Here is a 19,269-nt window from a genome sequence, read left to right as displayed (position 1 = left end):
AAAGGGTCACGCCTCTTGCCTCCGCTAGAATCTGCGCCAGTCATAAATCACACAAACATCATGACATTGAACGATGGGGTGGATCTAATGGGTTTTGGTGCTGCGGACATCTTGTTTGATCGAGCGAAAATAAAATCGAACAATTTCTATTATTTAAATAATTTTCATCGTCGTTCTTACAAACGACGCTGTTTAACTTATTCAGGAATCACGTGCCGGCGGAATAGCCAGCGATTAATCGCAAACGCAGACAGGCCGGCACGACCATGCGCAGAGGCCAATGGCTGCGCGGCACGCGTCAGACGGAGCACGACGGGTCGTGCCGATCTTTCGCACCAGGACCGACGGGAAACTTCATCGCGCCGTCGAAGGGATTTTTCTATCTTGGGTTACCACTGCGCGAGGCACCCGACCATAGCAACGCAAGCAATTGCCGCGAAGACAGAACCGGCTCGTCAGACGCACGCAATTCGGGCAGGCGATGCCACGCCACGCCGGGTTCGCGATGATGTTGTTGGTGATAGTTAATGTTGTACGGCCAGATAAAGAAGCGGCCAAGTAACCCGACGCGCCACGAATAAGTCCAGTCATTCCAGCCAGCCGTGGCACCAGGCCCACCACTGTGCTCTGCAATACTACGGATCTTCTGCACTAACGCCCCGATTGTCACGAGAGGGACGAACCAAAGCGCCGCAAGCGTCAACAGTTCGCGTACTGTGCATGCATGCACGAGCGACAAAAGCAGGATACCCCACGTCGCTATCGCCGTAAGCAGCGGCAGTGACATGGATGCACCACGCCCGTTCGCACGCCGATATGCGCGCATGTTTTTCACCATGTTGACCAGGAGCAAATCACCGAGCAGTTGCCGGACGAGGGGGAGTGTGTCGAGTGGCTCGAATTTCCATGGCTGCGCGTGGTACAGATAATTCCGCTCAGGATCTTCCGCCGTCCCGACATGTCGATGGTGGGCAAGATGCAGCGGGCGATAAAATTCGATGGGCACGAGCCCCGGTACGCCAATTGCCAAGTTGATCAGAAAGTCGTTCGCGGAACGGCGGCGGGTTAAGTGATAGTGGGTCGCGTCGTGATACAGAATGAATAATGCGTGTTGCCGAGTCGCGACAACAACGGCGGCGACAAGGTAGCCCCCCCAATGCCCCACCGATAACGCAACTCGAAGCGCAACTACGATACATAGCCATTCAAGCAGTAATGCGGCGGCCGTACGCAGGTCGACGTCGAGACGAATGAGTACGGTCGTCGCACAGCCGACGCCGATGCCGAGTGCGAGTCCCACGAGCATGTCCGCGAGCAAATGCTGTCCGGTCGTTAAGACGGTGATCGCCAGCATCGTGCTCCACGCAGCGTAATAGCGCGCTGCCCGGACGCGTAGCGCAGCCAGCACCACGGTTACAGCCACAGGCAGCGCAACATGCCCGCAGGGACTCGCCGCGAGCGGCGTGTCGATCCGATACAGCCACGCGATCCATCCTGCCGCTGCCGGCGACCGGCTCACGGCAGTCGGCCATAACAGATGACAGACGATACACAGGCCTGCGGCAAGTGCCCCGGCGAAAAATGCGGGCAGCAGCCAATTTCGGCTGCGGCCGAACCAGACAATCGACGGCATCACGAGCGCGTAGCTCAAATAAAGCGGTACGCTGGCAGACACACGCGGAATGACCGCATCGTACGGTCCCGGACGCAACAGCGTCACGGGTGCCATCGGCGCGTGTGTGACCCAGAAGTACAGTGCACCCGACACGACGACATAGATCGCGAGCCAGCGCCACGCGTCGAACGCCGACGGTATATAGGAGACGGAAACAGGAGGTATGGCACGCATGTGAAAAAAGGAGCGGCTCAATCGCGTATCATGATAAATCGTTTCAGCTCGCATGAATAACGACGCTATGCCGCTTCGAGCCAGTTCCATGACACGTGCGCAGCTGCGCGACGTCGATGTTGCACATATGTACGCGCTCTACTCGACCTGTTACCGGGATACGGAACAGGCACGCTTCGAACACGATCTCGACGACAAGACACATTGCGTCATCATGCGTGACGACACCGGCAAGCTACGCGGCTTCTCCACGTTGAAACTATATGAACAGCAGTGGCAAGACACTACACTGCGCATCCTGTTTTCCGGTGACACGATTGTGGATCCGGCCTGTTGGGGCAGTCAGCAACTCGCGTTTTGCTGGATTCGACTCGCCGGTGAACTCAAACGCAACGTGCCTGACGTCGCACTATACTGGTTTCTAATCTGCAAGGGGCATCGTACGTACCGCTACTTGCGAGCGTTCGCACATGATTTCACCCCGCGATTCGACCGACCGACTGAACCCGTAAATCAGGCGCTACTGGATCATCTGGCAATTGAGCGCTTCGGGTACGCATACGACGCCGCGTCCGGCGTGCTCAAGTTTCCGGTACCGCAAGGCCGCCTCGCCCCAGCCCTCGCCGAAGTGCCGGACGCGCATCGACGGCTGCCGGATGTCGCCTATTTTCTGAAGCGCAATCCAGAATACGCGTGCGGCAACGAGCTCGTATGCCTGTGCGAACTGACGCCGGAAAACCTACGCCCGATGGCAAGACGAATCTTCACCGGTGAATGAGCCAATGACGCGGATCCGGCTAGCCACAGCGGTCGACAACGAACGGCTCCTCGCGTTTCAAACACGTTACGCGATGCTCAGCGGGATGCCACTTCGCTTCGATCGTTCACCGGATTACTTCGCACTGCATCGGTGTCATTCGAACGACTGTCGAACGTGGCTCGCGGAGGACAGCGCAGGGCGCGTCAAGGGAATAGCCAGCATGGTCGTTCGCGACGGCTACCTCGCCGGCGAGAAACAGCGCATCGCTTACCTCGGCGACTTGCGCATCGCACCCGATCGCGAACTAGCGCACACTTGGGTCGACTATGTCGTCGACCGCCTCGCCGATCTCGCCCGACACGAAGGCGTACAGCATACGTACTGCTGCATCATTCGCGACAACCGGATCGCGACGCAATCGCTATTCAGGACAGGCAAGCGGCCCCGGCTCGGATTTCGACATTGGCGCGGCTACAGTAACGTATCGATCTATGCGCGGCGTATTGCTGCGCGGAGCGCCGGCTTGGTCAAGATCACGAACGCGTCGGCTGCCGATGCCGACGCACTCCGCGCATTCCTGGACCAAGAGTCTCGTTCCCAACCCTTCGGTTGCGTCTTTACGGCGGACGAATTCGCGCGCCGCCTGAACACCTGGCCCGACTTCGGAATCGAGCGCTTTCTGGTCGCACGTAACGCGCAGCGGCGTATCGTGGGCTGCGTTGCTCCGTGGGATGCAGGGCGTATCAAACGCATCGTGCTGGAACGTCTGCCGCGCTCGCTCGGTGCGCTGCGTCACAGCTTCAACGCCATCGCACCCTTGCTCGGCCGCCCTCCCATCACAGCTCCCGGCCAGCCGCTCCGGGATATCTACCTGACTCATCTGCATGTGAGCGGACGCGACCCGGACATTGCACAGGCGTTGCTCGATGCGGTCTGGCAACAAGAGCGGAGCCGCTATGCCTTGCTGCAGCTTTGCCTGTACGATCACGATCCGCTATGGCCCGCCTTGCAGGGTTATCGATACACCGCATTACCGATGGATCTATACACGCTATCCGCGCCCGGCACGAGCGCACTCGATTCGGGCGCCACCGAAGCAATCCCCGGGTTCGAGATCTATCTCGTCTGACCGCTTGCGACCGCTGCCGCCCGCGCGTCGTTCAGGAGCGCAACGAGTGCAAGCCAGAAACGCCCCGCATCGAAGCCGGCGCCGCCGAGCACAGGCTGGCCATGGTCGAGATGTGGCATGCAAACTCGCGGTATGCCGCGAATCGTCTGGTGGTCGAGGTAGAACTGTCCGTCATGCGCACAGCCGGGACGGTAGCGGTCGAGGCGTGAGTGATGTGCATCGAACCGGGACGTGCGTTCTATCGACCAGCTTACGACATGCACACAGTGCAGGCCACCGGGCACCGCAGACAACAGATTCGCGATGTCGGCGTCGCGCCCGCTGCCGATATCGCGCGAGCCTGCATACAACCAGCGTGTGCGCAGCAATCTCCCGGCGGCTCGACCCAACCATGCGGGATCGATGCGCGCCCCCCGTTGCTCGAGCAAGCCATCGATGATCGCACTCGGACCGACGGGCGGCTGAACGAGTGCGATACCGTCGCAGCGAGCACGAAGCCCTGAATCCGCATGCAGCGCCGCCAATGCATCGAGTCCCCCTTTGCTGTGGGCAAGGACGATAAAGCGGCGATCAGCGGGTAAGCGCGCATACAGATTGCGAACGATATGCGCGCCCTGCTCGGCAACCGCGCGCGACGAGCGGACCGGCACACGCAGGACTGAGTACCGCGCGGCACGCAACGCCTGCGCAGCATGCCGGAAGCAGGCGGGTATCCACTCGGAATAGAGTCCCGCAATCAGCACGATGACGATGTTCGAGGATGCATGGGCGTCATGCGCGTGCCAACATTCGATGAAGCGCTCGGTCCAGTCGAGTGCTGTGGGCGCCGGTTCGAACAGCGTCAATGGGTAGTGTTGCCGCCACTCGTCGAAGCCGGACGGCGACCATGCCGGATACCGTGCACTCATGCCGGCTCCGTTGTCACGCCATCGGCAGCGAGCGCCGCGCGGGCAGCAGCCAGCGTGGCTGGATTCCCGATTCGGTCAGGGTGAAAACGCGGCGAGAACCATGCCAGCCACGCGGGTAGCACGCGGGTAACGATGCCCCGCGCGCCGAACAACCACCAGCCAAGCTGTGCCCAGCTTCGCCAATTGCCGGCGTCGCGGTCGGCACGCGCGAGACGGACGATGAAATACCCCAGATCGACGATGAAGCATGCCGTGACACCGAGCATCGCCGCCGCCCGTATGACATAGCGCTTGATCGCGCCGCCGCCGCAAGCGCGAAATACGTCGAACGCGACAGACTTGTGTTCGGTTTCCTCTATCGCATGCCACCGCCAGATCGCGGCCATCGATGGGTCGGCACCGTCGAAAATGGCGGGGTCGCGCAACAGCAGATCGGCCAGAATGGCGGTGTAGTGCTCAAGACATGCGGTGAAGGTCAATTGAAGCAGCGGCGACGCGACACGCCGGCATTGTTCCTGCCGTCTCCTCATCAGCGCCTCGAGTGCGTCGACCGGCATGCCTTGGCGAGCCAGGCGTCGGTTGTACGCGCGGTGCTCGCGGATATGAGTGGCTTCCTGGTACAGGAATGCATCCACTTGCGCGGCGAGCGTGCCGTCGGCCGGCAGCGCGTCGCAGTACTGCCTCACGCTATCGACAAAGAACTTCTCGCCAAGCGGAAACATGATCGAGAACGCGTCGAAAAAGCGCGTCACCCTGCGGTTGTCACGATACCAATAGCGCGGAATGTCGTCGGCAAAACGAAACCGCGGATTGCGCCGTCGGATGTCTGCCGCGTCGTTGCGGCGTTCATGCATTGAATCGTCGGTTCGTTTGGCGTACATGGTCGTGGCCGATCGTGGCGTAACGCGCAGGGTCAGCGCAGGCGGGCGTATTGTTCGACGATGGCGATCGAAGGTATGCTCTGCGTCGCTGCCACCATCCATGTCCGAATTGTATGTTCGATGCCAATGCAAGCGCCATAGATAATCGTTCGCGACGGTTCGATCGGCTGAATCTCTGCGTGCTCGCGCTACAGAGCGTTATATGGGCGGGCATCCTGACGTGGCTGTCGCACGGTACGAGCCCGTGGCGCTGGGGGGCGCTCGTACCGTTCTGCCTGATCATGCAAGGCGTGTTTTCGATGATGCACGAAACATTCCACGGTTTCGGGCATCGGCGCGGGAAAATCAACTACTTGATGATGTGGTGGGCATCGACGATGTTCGGCGCCGCGGCAACGCTGATTCACGTGAATCATCTCGGTCACCACGTGCGAAATCGAACGCCTGCGGAGCGGGTGGACTTCGTCGAGCCGGATGCTTCGCTGTGGCGCAAGCGAGTCGCATACTACGCGGCGATCGTCGGCGGCATCTGGTTCGCGAGTTTCGCGGGCAGCTTCGTCCTGGCCGTGCTTCCGAGTCGCATTCCGTATGGTTGGGCCAAGTACGGACACGACAACACCTATGCGGCCGCGTTCAGAGACTTCGGCCACGCGGAATTCCGACGAATTCGATACGAAACCCTCGCAGGCGTGGCCGTATGGATTGCACTGGGGACATTGCTGGACTGGCGCGTGCTCGACATCTCGCTTGCCTACCTCGCATTCGCGTTTTCGTGGTCGTCGCTCCAATGGGTTTATCACATGCACACGCCGCTCGACGTTGTGGAGGGCACATACAATATGCGTGCCCCCATACTGATCCGCTGGGCATTCCTCAACTTCAACTACAACCTGACGCATCACCGGCGTCCGAGCCTGCGCTGGCAGGAGCTTCATGCGTGCTCCGACGCGGCGGAGACGCGGCCGCTGTGGTACGGTTGGCTGCATGTGTTCGAAGCGCCCCGGCGTTTGCCGAGCGATCCGACACAACTCGAAAAAACCTATTTCTAACGAGAGGACGCACGTGCGTGCACAGGATGCGTGGGCCGCGTTCGGCGCTGCTGCAGAACCCTTTCGCCGCGTGTGGCTCACGGCGCTCGACGCGCCGGGTGACGCGCAGGCGACCTATCTGTCACGCTTGCTCGCCGCCAATCGGAACACGGCGTTCGGCATCGCCCACGGGTTTGCCGATATCGCGGATCCGGCACAATTTCGCGAACGCGTGCCGGTTGCCCCCTACGCTGGCGTGTCCCGATGGATCGATCGTGCACTCCAGGAGTCCACTCCGATCCTGACCGCGCAACCGCCACGTTTCTTCGAGCGCACAAGCGGCGGCAGCGAGCAGCAAAAGCTCATTCCCTATACGCCGGCCTTTCTCGAAGAATTGCAGTTCGCACTGGTCGTCTGGCTCTCCGATCTGCATCACGCCGTGCCCGGCGTCGCAGCCGGCCGCGCGTACTGGTCGATGTCGCCTCCGCTGCAAGCGCGCGGCCGCGCTCCCAACGGCATCATGATCGGGTCGGACAGCGATCTCGATTATCTGGCCGACAGCCCGCTCGTCGATCTGCTGCCGACGCTCGTCGTACCATCGCTATCGGGTGATGCTCGCACGTGGCGCACCGAAACGTTGCGCGCGTTGATCGCCGCTCATGATCTGGCCTTCATCAGCGTATGGAGCCCAACCTTCCTGACCAGTCTGCTTCGTCCGCTGTTCGACAACGCCGAACCGCAACGCCGCGACACACTCACCTTCCTGTTCGATTCGCTGCCGCCGAATCGTACGGCCGCGCTGCGGCGCGCACTCGACGATGGTCACTGCGGCCGGCTGTGGCCTCAACTCGCGGCAGTGAGTTGTTGGATGGACGGTCCAAGCAAATACTACGCCGCACATGCCCGCACCTTGTTACCCCAGGCCGCATGGTTTCCGAAAGGCTTGTTTTCCACCGAGGCAGTGGTCAGCCTGCCGTTCGGCGATACGGCCGGCTGTCCCCTCGCCGTCTGCAGCCACTTCCTCGAGTTCCTGCTCGATGATGGAACCGCGATAGGCGTGGAAGAACTGAAGCCGGGCGACACGGTCGAGGTCGTCGTGACGACCGGAGGCGGCCTGTACCGCTATCGGCTCGGCGATCGGGTCCGTGTGACCGGATATGCGGGACGAACGCCATGCGTGACCTTCGTCGGGCGGGCGGACACGCAAAGCGATCTGGTCGGTGAAAAGCTGGACGAAGCCTATCTGGCCGCGTCGCTTTCCAAGTTACTGCAACCAGGCGACGAAGGTTGCGTGATTCCGTGCGCGGACGCGGATCCACCCCATTACCTGCTGTTGCTTGCAAGCGATACGCCGGACGTCGCCACCTTGGGCGTTGCGCTGGAACAGGCTCTCGCCCGCGCTTTTCACTACCGGCACGCACGCACGGTCGGCCAGCTTGGCCCGTTGCGCGCGGTTCGCATACGTGGGGGTGCCGCCCAGCTGGCGGATCTCGTCCAGCGAGCCCACGAGCGTGCATGCATCCGGGCTGGGGATGTCAAACCCCGCGCTCTGGTGGCCAAGCCCGCCGTGGCGAACGCACTCCGCGCATTTATCGAGGACGCGTGCTCATGTTGAACATATCGATCGCATCAACGTGTTCGCCGTGCGACGAATCCGCGCCGGATGCCGATGGCGAAGCCTTCGGCGCACTCGTTGAGCAATGGTATGTCGCGAGCACCGAAGCCGAGGTCAAGCGGGACAAACCGTTCGGTACTCGCGTACTGGGCCTCGGCATCGTCCTATTCCGGGCGGCCGACGGCGAGATCGTCGCGCTCGTCGATCAATGTGTGCATCGCGGCACCCGGTTGTCGGCCGGGAAAGTCGTCGACGGCTGCCTCGTCTGTCCGTATCACGGCTGGCATTACGACCAGCACGGCAGCGTCACCCGAATTCCCAGCATCGACAGCGCAAGCGCCGAACCGACCGGTACGACCTACCCATATCGTCAGCGCAGATTGCCGGTGTTGACTCGGCACGGTCTCGTCTGGGTCTACCGCGGGCGAGGCGATCCAGCGCTGAAGCGACCGTTCGACATGCCACACCACGGCGAACGGCCGTGGCAGTCGTACTATATGATCAATACGTTCGATGGCGATCTCGGTGCACTGGTCGAGAACTTCATGGACGTCCCGCATACGGTGTTCGTGCACGACCGGATTTTTCGTTCATCCACTGGGCGGCGACTACGGGCGACCGTCGAACTGAAGCAGCAAAGCGTCGAGGTCACGTATCACGATGACGGCGACAAGATCGGCATGCTGGATTGGCTGACCAATCCATCCAGGGAACCGCTTCGGCATACCGATCATTTTTATGCACCGAACGTCACGCGATGCGACTATCACTGGGGGAGCCGCTCGAGTTTTCTGATCATCAGCCAGATCACACCGCTCGACACGCGTCGATCGCGTGTCTATACGTACATCGCCTATCGCTTTGCGTTGCCGGCCGCGCTGCTGCGCGCGCTGAAACCACTGCTGCACCTCTACACGCATTCCGTGATCCAGCAAGACGTGCGAATCATGCGTGCGCACCGCGAGGGACTCGACAACGCCGCAGGCTTCACGCCGTCGAGCGTGCGCGCCGATGTGGTCCATATTGCGATCGGACGGTTGCTGGCCGCGACGCAGCGTGGCGAGCCGTTGCCGGATGCGCAATGCGGCACGAAGCCGATGGAATTCGTGATCTGAGCGTGACCAGCGTGATCAGCCGATGCCCGCCGGCTCGAGGCGCACCGCTCACGCGCACCGTATTTCCGTTAGCCTCCTGTCTGGTGCTGGCTCGCGATCAGGCGTGCTCCGCATGCCAGCAAGTCGCCGTCGCATGCGGCGACTTGCCCGTCGAATCGGGCGTGGCCCGACACCGTCGCAATGAAGGTCAGGCCGTGAATCTCGCAGATCGCGGGATCGTGCAAGCGTGCGATTGCGCGCCCGTTGATTCGCGAGTTCGGTGCCCCGGACACAACGCGTCCGCCGTGACTGTGCACATCGCCTTCGATGATGTATCGCTTTTGACCCATGACGTGTCGATCCGGTCCGTCAGTAATCCCAGTTGAAGGTCTGCGGATGCGCCTGCCGCGACGCGGCGTCCGGCGGCGTCAGCATGACGATCGTGGCATGCAGCGGGTCCCTCAGGTTGATCAGTGCGCTCGTCTTCCCGTCACCATAACCCATCATCAGCGCCAGTGCGCTCTGAACCCAGATCGAACTCGTTCCGGTGTCGCCGCCTATACGACGCTGCATGTCGAATGCGTCTTTCGGGTCGTCAATATCGATATGCTGCGGATTGTCGTGCAGCGACTGCACCAGCAACGCGAGATTGGCGGTCGAGGTGCCGGTATCGTAGAACATCCGTCCCGGCTGCTCGCCGGGCGCAAGCGTGTCCACTGCCTGCTGCCAGCCGGCGCGGATCTTTTCGATTCGCTGGCCCTTCTTCAACGGCGCCCCGTGGCCGTTGCTCAGATCGACTCGCACCGGCCGATGAAGATTGGCCAGAACCGGCCATTTGTCGTACTCCTTCAGTTGCCACGTCGTCCACGGAATCGGCACCCACGGGTTCGGCTTGAAGCCGTCCGGCATCTTCAGCGCTGCGGTCTTCCAGAACTCGGGGAGCTTCGCGTGCCAATAGTCCCAAGACATTTCATAAACACCGGGCGCTGGCCTGGGATAGGATTTCTGCTGTGCCCAGAAGTAGTTCCACAGCTTGATGACATCAAATTGTGTCTTGGTCTTGTCGATCGCCTCCGGCGCATCGACAACATATGGTCGAATCGTCCGATCGACGCGATCCTTGCGCGTCACCAGCATCGCAACCAAACTATCCGGATATTGCGGAACGAAATTGCCGTTCGCGTTCGACTTGTCCAGATAATCACCGTGTGGCGTGCGCATGTAGCCTCGCGTCACAAGACCATCTTCGGCAAGCACCACGACAGCTGGCAAATCCGGATGCTGGTCGAAGAAATCGAACAGGCGCGCTACCGCCGTGTCGCCATGTTCGCCGTGAATCTCGTCGAGTCTGATGTATAGCGTGTTACCAATGCCCGCGCCGTTATCAGCGCTATTGATGTGGGTCGCCATGCGATCGGCATGCGGATCGGCGACGTTACGGGGCGGTCCCAGCACGACAACGGGAATAGGCCAGTAATCCACCCAGTTGCGCAATGCATAGCCGAACACGTTGTTCTGGCGCTTGGCGTATTCCGAATCGCGCGTATCACTTGACCAGGGATATTGCTTGGGATCTTGCAGCAGCAGCGTTCCGCTCGTCCCAGTTTCATCCAGGCGCATCAATAGTGCCCGTTGCCGGAAGCGGTCAACCGTCACGCCGATACGCCGAATCTCCAATGTGAATTGAGAATCCTGCGATCCCGCTCCGGCCGATGCCACACTCAGAGCAGACTGTGCGGTACTGGCTCCCTCTGGACGTGACGAGTCCTTGCGCAGCGATGCGCCATAGGTAAGGCTCACGCCAGCAGCCAGTAACAGTGGCGGCAGGATCAACAATAGCAATCGCCTTATCATCGTCATATTTTCCAGAAACGAAAATCCATATCTCGCAGTCAACTCGAATGCCACGAGCCAAATCAAAGTGAGGCTCGCGAACAAAAAAATAAATACTCGCGATCCTGATAGACGCGGGACCGATGTTGTCGTCATGTAGCGTCAACCGTGCATATGGTGGGGTGAACGAGCTCGAACCTGCTTGTTGATTTCATCGGTTCTCATCTCGATGGTTTCGCTGACTACGCCTGCAGGAAAGGCCTTGGGAATGACGTCTTCCCCAGGGAAATTCCCTTGGTCGTAATATTCGCAGTTCGCCCTGATGATGTGCAGCGTCTGCTCGTCCAGGTTCGTATGGGCTTTCGTCAATTTGTCGATCCTGCTCATTGGTGTACGCCAGTCGGCGACAGCACGCAGCAGCGTCGCCCAGTCCGGATCGTCCAGCGCACGCGCCTGGCCTACCGACACATCGAACGCAGTCGCACAGCGGTGATTTCTGCGACCACTCATGACCGCCGAGTGATATGAGCTTTCTCCCTTATGCTGATTCATCAGCCGAACCTTGGCTTCATTGAGCGTCTCCTGCCGATAGACGACGATGTGCCCGGGCGACGGCGGTACCGTCGATACGACCCGGCTTACCTTGCACTGATCGTCGGGACCCTTGCCAGCGTTCAGCGACGCCTCGACCTCGGTAGAGGTCGGCAGCGTCCCATCCTCACTCGTTGGCCAGTCGATGGTTTGTGCAGGCAATGCCTGCAACGCACCTTCGCCACTGTTCGTGCTCAATGCAATTTCCGCTTCAAGCTGGTCAATGGCTTGCTTGCCGGGCGCAAACTCGCCGTCATTATTTTTCGAGAGCGGCGTCGCTGCGGTTCCCGGCAGCACATTGCCTTCCATTTCGGGATCGAATGGTGGCGTCAATGCTTCGCCATTGATATTGCGCTGGGTACCCACGCTTATCTGCGCCGATTTGATCCACGTCGTAAAGCCACCGGGCAAGCCATGGGATGTTTCGCCCTTTTCCCGTATCGTAAAGTTTCCGGGCGGCGTACCAACCTGAACCGGCTTGCCCTGTCGCAGACGCCGGGTAAAGACGCGCTGCCGAAAAGCCGCCGACAGCAAATTGATAGTCTCCGGCTTGCCTCCCTGCTGCGCCGCACGCACGTCGATTGAGTCGGGCAGGCCAGAGCAACCCATGCCATTGACGCCGCTCAGCCCGACGGTCGCATCCTCCGGGCTGAAGTACATATACACTTTGCCGCGATTGTCGCGCTCGGCGAACACGACGCATTCATTGCCTTGCGGCCCGCTCAGGCGCCTCGCCTGCGCGGGATCCCACGTCGGCCCGACGACGCCAAAATTGTCCCGGCCCGGCTCGTACTTCAATTGATCGAATGGTGGCGTCGGATATTTGCCGCTCGCCACATGCCCGACCAGGTTTGCCAGGGTCTTTGCACGCGCATAAGTCGTCTGCTGCTGATCCCCACGTTGCAGCAGCCGATCCATGAACTCCTCGCTCAAGCTGTAGGGCGAGTCGATCAGAACCAACGTGTCGGCAGGGCGGTCAGCGGGGCCACATTGGTTCGGAATCAGTCCCTCGACGAGATAGGCCTGGGCGAGCAGCGATATCAGCGTGCCCTGACTGTGCGCAATGATATTGACCGTCCCGTCCGCGTCGATAAGGCGGATTTGCCGCACCAATGCCGCGAGCCGCCGTGCTGCCAGCACCATGTAATGCCGATTTTCCGCCTCGCGAAGCGGATGCGTCGGGTCACCCTGCATCCTGTCGAGAATTTTCGTCGCCATTCCCCCTTTGAAATTCGAGTCGAACATGTCGGGAATGTTGTTGGTCGCATTGGCGAAGAATCCGCCGTTGCGCGCACGGTGCTCATCGAGGCGATTGCCGAACCGGTCGACGTACTGGCCGTTGACGGTTTCCTTATTGGGGTCCCGGGGCAAATCCTCCTTCCCGACGCGCAATCCCCAATAAAACGGAATCAACGGACTCCTCGTCTCTTCGCTTTCCTGCCGACGATAGATGACGTCGTCCATGTTCTTCATCATGTCGGCAACGCTCACTTGGCTCGGGTCGTTCGCCATGCGGCCGTGCGAGTACTCCGCGCCCTTGAAATCGGTGCGACCGAGGCGGTCGTTCAATCCCTCGCACAGTCCGCCTTCGACCGTGCCGAAATCCGTTCCCAGGTCGTTCACGCCATGGATCAGGATCGTCGTGCACGGGAAACGATTTTGTACGTCGGTATTGACGAACGCATTCTGTGGCCGGTTGCAATTGAGAATCGCCTGATGCTCGCCGACGATCCGGGGCGAAGAGGTTGTGGTATCGGACATGATCGCCTGCCTTAAGCGTCGAAAACCTGAATGTGTGCAATGTGCATCGCGTCGCTCGATGCAAGCTCCGTCAACCCGTGTGCATCCGAGACACCATTAATGACCTGGCCATTGCGCAGCGTGATCTTGTACGGACGATTCGGCACGGGATGCGTACCATCGTCACCGTCGGTGCCCGGGTACCGCAAGCGGAACTTCTGATCGGCTCCTCCGCGATTGAACGCCGGCGGCGCAACGTGGTCCGTCTTCGGACCGACGAAATCATGTCCCGCCGTGTGTGCGGTGAACGCACCGTCGGAACCGACCTCGACGCCGCCACCGACCTTCACGTAGCTTCCGTCTTCCGCGACGAACCGGATCGACTTACCCGAGATCAACACTTCGTCGCCGACCGACATGATCTGTATCCCCTTCTGCGCGGTCGCCGCGAGCGTGTCCTGTTGCGCCTGCAAGACAACGGGGCCTTCGCCGGCAATCGCGCGGACGCCTTCCCCGCGCCCGAACAGGTGGATTCCCTTGCCAGCCGTCGTGATCACGCGCTGCCCCCCGGCGAATTGCAGGTTCTGCTGCGCGATCTGATCGATGTTCTCGCCAGCGTAGGTCACGTAAGTCTTGGGAGTGATATTGAGCGCACCGGCCTTTGCGCCAAATGCCATCAGCGCCTGAGAATCGCCTGCGTCAGCGTTCGGCGCACGATCGCCGCCGGACGCATGACCGCCTGGCGTCCAACCCTTGAAGGCGGTCACGACAGCTTGCTGCCCCGTCGCATCGGTCGCCGTGCCACCGTGCTGTCCGGCGTAATCACCCAACGCCTTGAACAGCTCCGCGCACTCGCCGAGCAATTCGACGAGTTCATCGCGATCAAGCTGTCCGCCGCTCGCCTGAGTACGCGCGTAGGTGGTCAAAAGCATCCCTTGCGCCGCGCGCAACGCGGCTGCCGCGTCGGTGCGCAATTCGGCACCTTGGCCGCGGTCAGCACCCTGTCCGTTATCACGCGGTTGCGTCAGATAGCCGAGATTCAACTGACTATGCGCGTGCTCCGATGCAAGCTGCGCGCTGATTTGTTGCGGTGTGTCGTCGAGACGAAGTTGGTTGTAGCGCTGCCCCTTGATTTCCTTCGTCTTGATACCGGAAAGAAAGCGATTGCCGGGCAAACTGCCGGTATGAGTGAAACTCGCCGGCATGTTCGCGCCGTTTGCCAGTACGCCGATGATGACCAACCTGTCCGGATCTCCGCCGAGGCTCCCGAGCAGAACTTCGGTGCCCACCCGCGGCAAGAACGTCTCGCCGAAATTCGGCCCGGCCAGACTGGATGCCACGCGAATCGGTGCGCTGTCGCTCTCGTTGCTGTTTGTCCCGGCACCCTGCGCGTGCGCATGATCGCGGGAATCCTGCCCGAGAATCTGCACGAACACGCAGCCATTCTCGTCGCAACTGACCTCCTCGCCATCGGCCCCGACCACGCGCCCGGTAATCAACGGCGTCGGCGGAAGGTCAGTCTTGGGATCGTAAGGCGGCGTGAGAGGCGTGCCACGCGGCACGCACGAGAACGTATTTTCGTAGCGCGTATCCTGACCAGACGGATCTCCATCGCTCAGCGACTGTGGTTGCTGAAGCGTGTGGCTGGCGGCGAACAGTGCCTGCGCGCGCTCGCTCAACCCTTTGGGCAGATTGTTCCAGATCTCGTGGTGCAATGATGTAATCACGAATTGCTGCTTGTCGGACGGGAGCGCGCCCCACTCGTCCTCTCCGGCGATCGTGATCCATGCGCCGACTGCAAGGTCGCGAATTCCGCTCACGCCGTCGTATCGCACCGCCTGCGCTTCATGAGCCAGAATGCGATCTTCCGTCATCCGTTCGTGGTCTGCCCACGAGTCCGCCATATGCGGGACGTCGATCACGATGTCCGTCAGCAATTTCGCGAGATCGTTACCCGATTCGCCTTGATCGATCCTTGTCGATGCACTGGACTGGTCCACGCGGGCATATCGATAGTCCCACGAAGGGCGCCCCGATTCCCCCGAAATCAGTTGCTGACGCATCGTCAGAGCGGTGATGGTATCGCGCTGTTCCGTTCCAGCGTCTCGTGGATGAACCCGCACTATACCCGCGGCGGACTCGCCCAGTTTCCGAGGGTCATCGCAGAACACCAGCGCATGCACGGGAGAATCGCCGTCTTTCGTCTCCCCGCTTACCCGTCCGGCGCGCACGAACAGCGTGATGCCGTCGCGACGCGCAATCCGGGAGATGAAACGGGCATCAGATTCGTTGACCTGACGTACGAAAGAGCGAACCGGATAGCGGGATCTATCGAGTTGCGACAGGTCGAACTCGAACGCCTGCGCAAGGGCCACACTACGCTGTCGCCATTCGCTCAGGACGACGCCAAGTACATCGACCACGCTCACGTTACGAAAGATGCGAGAGTTGGTGCGCTTGTGCAGCAGGTTCAACGCGTCAGTCACGGCGAACTGGTAAACCGTCAACTCCCCGTCGGTCCGTCCGACCTGAACGGCGCTAATAATTGCGTTGATGGCATGCACTTGGCCGCGGTCCGTGACGATACCGATTGAGACCGGCGCTCCAATGAAAAGCTTCGGAGGCAGATCGCCCTGCTGAGAAATGCAGGTCAAATGACCGCTGATGCCTGTCATCAGGCTTTCACGAATGCTCGCGTGCTGCAACGCGATCTTCGACCCCAGCGCGTGCTGCGCCTTACCCCAATTCAGCACGACTGGCCGGCGATTCGCATCGATTCCCGATACGAAATTGCGGAATGACTCTCGGATATTCACGACCGTCTCTCAGTTTGATTCATTATGATCCGCCGGATGTTGCTGTTCTAAATAGCGGGCGGCTGCGCGCGAGTTTACCAAAATGTGACACACAGGTAACAAATCGGTATGCCGATTAGCAATTTTTCATGTTATTTGACGAAAAACACTTTCCGTCGCTCTATCTGAAGCGACGGGAATGCTCGAATGCCGGCTATCCCCCAAGTCTCTCGACGCAGAGCATTTTTCAAAGCCCACCGCACGCGGACCGGAACCGACATTACGCGCATGTAGGTGCCAATCTGCTACGTTCGAGTTCGCCGCCTCACTCCCAAGCGATCAGGCAGGACCGCTGCCCGCAAGCCCTCCACCACAGCTCGGCCCCCCATCCCGCCCCCAATTAATCGCCCTTGACACTCTATCTTTCGATATATATCTTTAGATATGTTTTACGAAATATAGGATACGATCATGCGACACAATCACTTCCGCGGCCATGCCCGATGCGACGGTCATGGTGCGCATGCCGGCCCTGACTGGTTTGCCGGCGTCTTGCACGCGATCGGCCGCCATCGCCGCGGCCACGATCCGTTTGGCGGCGGCAACCCGTTCGGCGGCCGGGGCGGGCGCGGCGGCTTTGGCGATTTCGGCGACGACGCGATGCCGCGCGGCCGCCAGTTCAGCTCCGACGATCTCCAGCTGCTGCTGCTCGCGCTGGTGGCCGAACAACCGAGCCACGGCTACGAACTGATCAAGGCGCTCGACACGCGCTCGAACGGTTTCTACAGCCCGAGCCCCGGCATGGTGTATCCGGCGCTCACGTATCTCGACGAAGTCGGCTTCGTCGCGTCGCAGGCGGAAGGCAACCGCAAGCGCTATGCGCTGACCGACGCCGGCCGCGTGCATCTCGACGCCCAGCGCGAAAGAGTCGACACGCTGTTCGCGCGCCTCACGCACCTCGCTCGCAAGATGGAATTCATGCGCCGCGCGTTCGCCGGGGAATCGGCGGGCGCCGACGCGCAGGACGAATCGCAGGCCGGCTGGCTGCCGGAATTCGTCGAGGCGCGTCTCGCGCTCAAGCGCGCGCTGCTGCACAAGAGCGCCGCCGATGCCGACGAACAGCGCCGCATCGCGGCCATCATGCGCCGCGCGACGGCTGAAATCGAAGGCGGCGCCGGCGCGTGATCCGCGCCGCCCCGTCACCACCCAAGGAGAACGGATCGATGCAGAACACGTCCGAACGCACCGTCACCCGCGTGCGCCACACCCTCAAGTTCCGCCTGCTGCAGGTGCTGCGCGTGCATACCGTGACGCCGCACCTGCTGCGCGTCACGCTCGGCGGCCTCGATCTCGCGGATTTCGAATCCGCGTCGTTCGACGATCACGTGAAGGTCTTTTTCCCGCCGCCCGGCGCGGAACGGCCCGCGCTGCCGACGCTCGGCGCGAACGGCCCCGAGTTTCCGGAAGGCGAACCGAAGCCGGTCGCGCGCGACTTCACGCCGCGCCGCTTCGATCGCGCCGCCGGAGAACTCGATCTGGAATTCGTGCTGAACCATCCCGGCCCCGCATCGCAGTGGGCCGCGCAAGCGCGTGTCGGCCAATGGCTCGGCATCGGCGGCCCGCGCGGTTCGTTCGTGGTCCCGACCGATTTCGACTGGCATTTGCTGATCGGCGACGATACGGCGCTGCCGGCCATCGCACGACGCCTCGAGGAACTGCCGGCCGGTGCGCGCGCGGCGGTCGTGCTGGAAGTCGCGGATCGCACCGCGCAGATCTCGTTCGAGACGCGCGCCGACGTGCATGAAATCTGGCGCTTCCGCGCCGAAGCCGACACGGCGAACGGCGACACGCTGCTGAACGCCGTCCGCGATCTGCCGCTGCCGCCGTCCGGCGACGGCTACGTGTGGGCAGCCGGCGAAGCACTGTCGATGCGCGCGGTGCGCCAGCACCTGACCGGCGAACGCGGCATCGACAAGTCGCGCATCCGCGCGGCGGCCTACTGGAAGCGCGGCGCGGCGGCCGTGCACGAAACGCTGGAAGACTGAGCGGGGGCGCCCGGTTGCCGGGCGGTTGCAACAATCGTGGCGCCCGCGCAGCAGCGGGCTTGGCACCGGCATCGCGGCTGGTATATATCTATGTCTGCGCGCCGCTGTCGGGCGACAGCCGCCGCAGCCCGCCCAGGAGCGCCCGGTCATGACAAAAGAAAGCCACGCTTCGCCCTTCCTTCGCCACCTGAAGATCGCCGGCTATTGCGGCCTCGCCGCGGTCGTCGTCGCGCTGTTCGTCGCGATGTGCGCGATCCTCACGGAAAGCGCCCTCGACCGCGATACCGCGCGGCATCCGGCCGATACACCCGAGCTGCGCGACGCGGGTGGCGGTCCATCCGCCTCGGCCGAATCGGCCCGCACACCGGGCTCGTCCGGCTGACGGCGTCCTGCCGCTTCCTTGCACCTACGGCGCCCGCCGGCGCCCCATCACGACCGCATGCACCGAATCGCCGAGCCGTTCGAGCAGCGCGGTCACGCGGTGCCCGTACAGGTGTGCGGCCAGCGCGCCGACCGTGCCGACCAGCACGCCGCCCGCCATATCGAACGGCCAGTGCACGCCCGCATAGACGCGTCCCCATGCGATCGCCACGGCCATCGCGGCCATCACGAAACCGGTGACCCGCGTCGTGCCGCCGAGCAGCAGGCCGACCGCCATGCTCCACGCGAACGTCATGTGATCGCTCGGAAACGAGCTGTCCGGCGCATGCGGAATCAACTGCGTGCCGACGCCGGCCATGAACGGGCGCGGCGAGAACCAGACATGCCCGAGCGCCTGCGCGAGCACGAGCGCCACGCAGACGCCGACGCCGGCTTCGATCGCCTGGCGCCGCGAGGGGCGCGCACCGAAGATCCAGGTCAGCAGCAGCATCGCGGGCAGCGCATAGACGAGCCAGTCGGCGGCGAAGATCGCGAGGCGGGCAACGCCCGGGTGCGGCGCACCCCCGGCGTTGATGGCGGAAAAGAGGGCGAGATTGAGGTTCTGCATGAATCCGGTTGCG

The 19,269-nt window shown here is 61.8% G+C and carries 16 protein-coding genes; 8 read left to right on the top strand and 8 right to left on the bottom strand.

Features of this window, described 5'->3' with window-relative positions; translation table 11 throughout:
* Positions 1-379: 379 nt before the first annotated feature.
* Positions 380-1,939 (bottom strand): fatty acid desaturase family protein, encoded by a 1,560-nt coding sequence (locus GJG85_RS25580; protein WP_235356291.1) that lies wholly within the window; start codon positions 1,937-1,939, stop codon positions 380-382.
* Between GJG85_RS25580 and GJG85_RS25575 the strand changes: the two genes are divergently transcribed.
* Together GJG85_RS25575 and GJG85_RS25570 are read left to right on the top strand one after the other, a co-directional pair.
* Positions 1,938-2,627 carry a hypothetical protein gene (locus GJG85_RS25575; RefSeq protein WP_235356292.1) on the top strand — a complete coding sequence of 230 codons (690 nt, stop codon included), beginning with the start codon at positions 1,938-1,940 and terminating at the stop codon, positions 2,625-2,627. The genes GJG85_RS25580 and GJG85_RS25575 overlap by 2 nt on opposite strands.
* A gap of 4 nt (positions 2,628-2,631) precedes the next feature.
* On the top strand, positions 2,632-3,738 hold the full coding sequence (locus tag GJG85_RS25570; protein WP_050017211.1) for a hypothetical protein: 1,107 nt from the start codon (positions 2,632-2,634) through the stop codon (positions 3,736-3,738).
* On the opposite strand, the gene GJG85_RS25565 is transcribed toward GJG85_RS25570, so the two are convergent.
* Positions 3,726-4,646, bottom strand: coding sequence for a hypothetical protein (locus GJG85_RS25565; protein WP_204383958.1), 921 nt, complete (start codon positions 4,644-4,646; stop codon positions 3,726-3,728). The genes GJG85_RS25570 and GJG85_RS25565 overlap by 13 nt on opposite strands.
* Complete coding sequence (locus GJG85_RS25560) at positions 4,643-5,629, bottom strand: metal-dependent hydrolase (RefSeq protein WP_239468945.1); 987 nt, start codon at positions 5,627-5,629, stop codon at positions 4,643-4,645. Before GJG85_RS25560 ends, GJG85_RS25565 begins: the two co-directional genes overlap by 4 nt.
* An 11-nt stretch (positions 5,630-5,640) precedes the next feature.
* On the opposite strand from GJG85_RS25560, the gene GJG85_RS25555 reads away from it, so the two are divergent.
* The 3 genes from GJG85_RS25555 to GJG85_RS25545 are packed head-to-tail and all read left to right on the top strand — an operon-like array spanning position 5,641 to position 9,285.
* A complete protein-coding gene (locus GJG85_RS25555; protein WP_204383957.1) occupies positions 5,641-6,576 on the top strand; it encodes a fatty acid desaturase in 936 nt (311 codons plus the stop codon).
* Positions 6,577-6,589: 13 nt separating this feature from the next.
* Positions 6,590-8,170, top strand: coding sequence for a GH3 auxin-responsive promoter family protein (locus GJG85_RS25550; RefSeq protein WP_204383956.1), 1,581 nt, complete (start codon positions 6,590-6,592; stop codon positions 8,168-8,170).
* Positions 8,164-9,285, top strand: coding sequence for an aromatic ring-hydroxylating dioxygenase subunit alpha (locus GJG85_RS25545; protein WP_050017216.1), 1,122 nt, complete (start codon positions 8,164-8,166; stop codon positions 9,283-9,285). Before GJG85_RS25550 ends, GJG85_RS25545 begins: the two co-directional genes overlap by 7 nt.
* A gap of 68 nt (positions 9,286-9,353) precedes the next feature.
* Here the strand turns inward: GJG85_RS25545 and GJG85_RS25540 are convergent, their stop codons facing one another.
* The 4 genes from GJG85_RS25540 to tssI are packed head-to-tail and all read right to left on the bottom strand — an operon-like array spanning position 9,354 to position 16,244.
* On the bottom strand, positions 9,354-9,614 hold the full coding sequence (locus GJG85_RS25540) for a PAAR domain-containing protein (protein ID WP_012339060.1): 261 nt from the start codon (positions 9,612-9,614) through the stop codon (positions 9,354-9,356).
* Positions 9,615-9,633: 19 nt separating this feature from the next.
* Positions 9,634-11,253 carry a DUF2875 family protein gene (locus GJG85_RS25535; RefSeq protein WP_050017217.1) on the bottom strand — a complete coding sequence of 540 codons (1,620 nt, stop codon included), beginning with the start codon at positions 11,251-11,253 and terminating at the stop codon, positions 9,634-9,636.
* Positions 11,254-11,259: 6 nt separating this feature from the next.
* Complete coding sequence (locus GJG85_RS25530) at positions 11,260-13,449, bottom strand: DUF3274 domain-containing protein (protein ID WP_089489942.1); 2,190 nt, start codon at positions 13,447-13,449, stop codon at positions 11,260-11,262.
* 11 nt (positions 13,450-13,460) lie between these two features.
* On the bottom strand, positions 13,461-16,244 hold the full coding sequence (tssI, locus tag GJG85_RS25525) for a type VI secretion system tip protein TssI/VgrG (RefSeq protein WP_204383955.1): 2,784 nt from the start codon (positions 16,242-16,244) through the stop codon (positions 13,461-13,463).
* 450 nt (positions 16,245-16,694) lie between these two features.
* Here tssI and GJG85_RS25520 point away from each other — a divergent pair, with 450 nt between their 5' ends.
* The 3 genes from GJG85_RS25520 to GJG85_RS25510 all read left to right on the top strand — a co-directional run bounded on the left by GJG85_RS25520 (position 16,695) and on the right by GJG85_RS25510 (position 18,650).
* A complete protein-coding gene (locus GJG85_RS25520) occupies positions 16,695-17,408 on the top strand; it encodes a PadR family transcriptional regulator (protein ID WP_050017220.1) in 714 nt (237 codons plus the stop codon).
* A gap of 38 nt (positions 17,409-17,446) precedes the next feature.
* Positions 17,447-18,268, top strand: a complete 822-nt coding sequence (locus GJG85_RS25515; RefSeq protein ID WP_050017221.1) for a siderophore-interacting protein — start codon at positions 17,447-17,449, stop codon at positions 18,266-18,268.
* A 148-nt stretch (positions 18,269-18,416) separates the two neighbouring features.
* Complete coding sequence (locus tag GJG85_RS25510; protein ID WP_050017222.1) at positions 18,417-18,650, top strand: hypothetical protein; 234 nt, start codon at positions 18,417-18,419, stop codon at positions 18,648-18,650.
* A 24-nt stretch (positions 18,651-18,674) separates the two neighbouring features.
* Here GJG85_RS25510 and GJG85_RS25505 read toward each other — a convergent pair whose 3' ends face one another.
* Complete coding sequence (locus tag GJG85_RS25505; RefSeq protein WP_204384480.1) at positions 18,675-19,256, bottom strand: undecaprenyl-diphosphatase; 582 nt, start codon at positions 19,254-19,256, stop codon at positions 18,675-18,677.
* Positions 19,257-19,269 lie beyond the last annotated feature (13 nt).

This window comes from Burkholderia sp. MS389 (assembly GCF_016899425.1).
Lineage (GTDB): Bacteria > Pseudomonadota > Gammaproteobacteria > Burkholderiales > Burkholderiaceae > Burkholderia > Burkholderia sola.
Note: the sequence above shows the minus strand (reverse complement) of the source record. Positions and strands in the feature narration are given on the sequence as shown.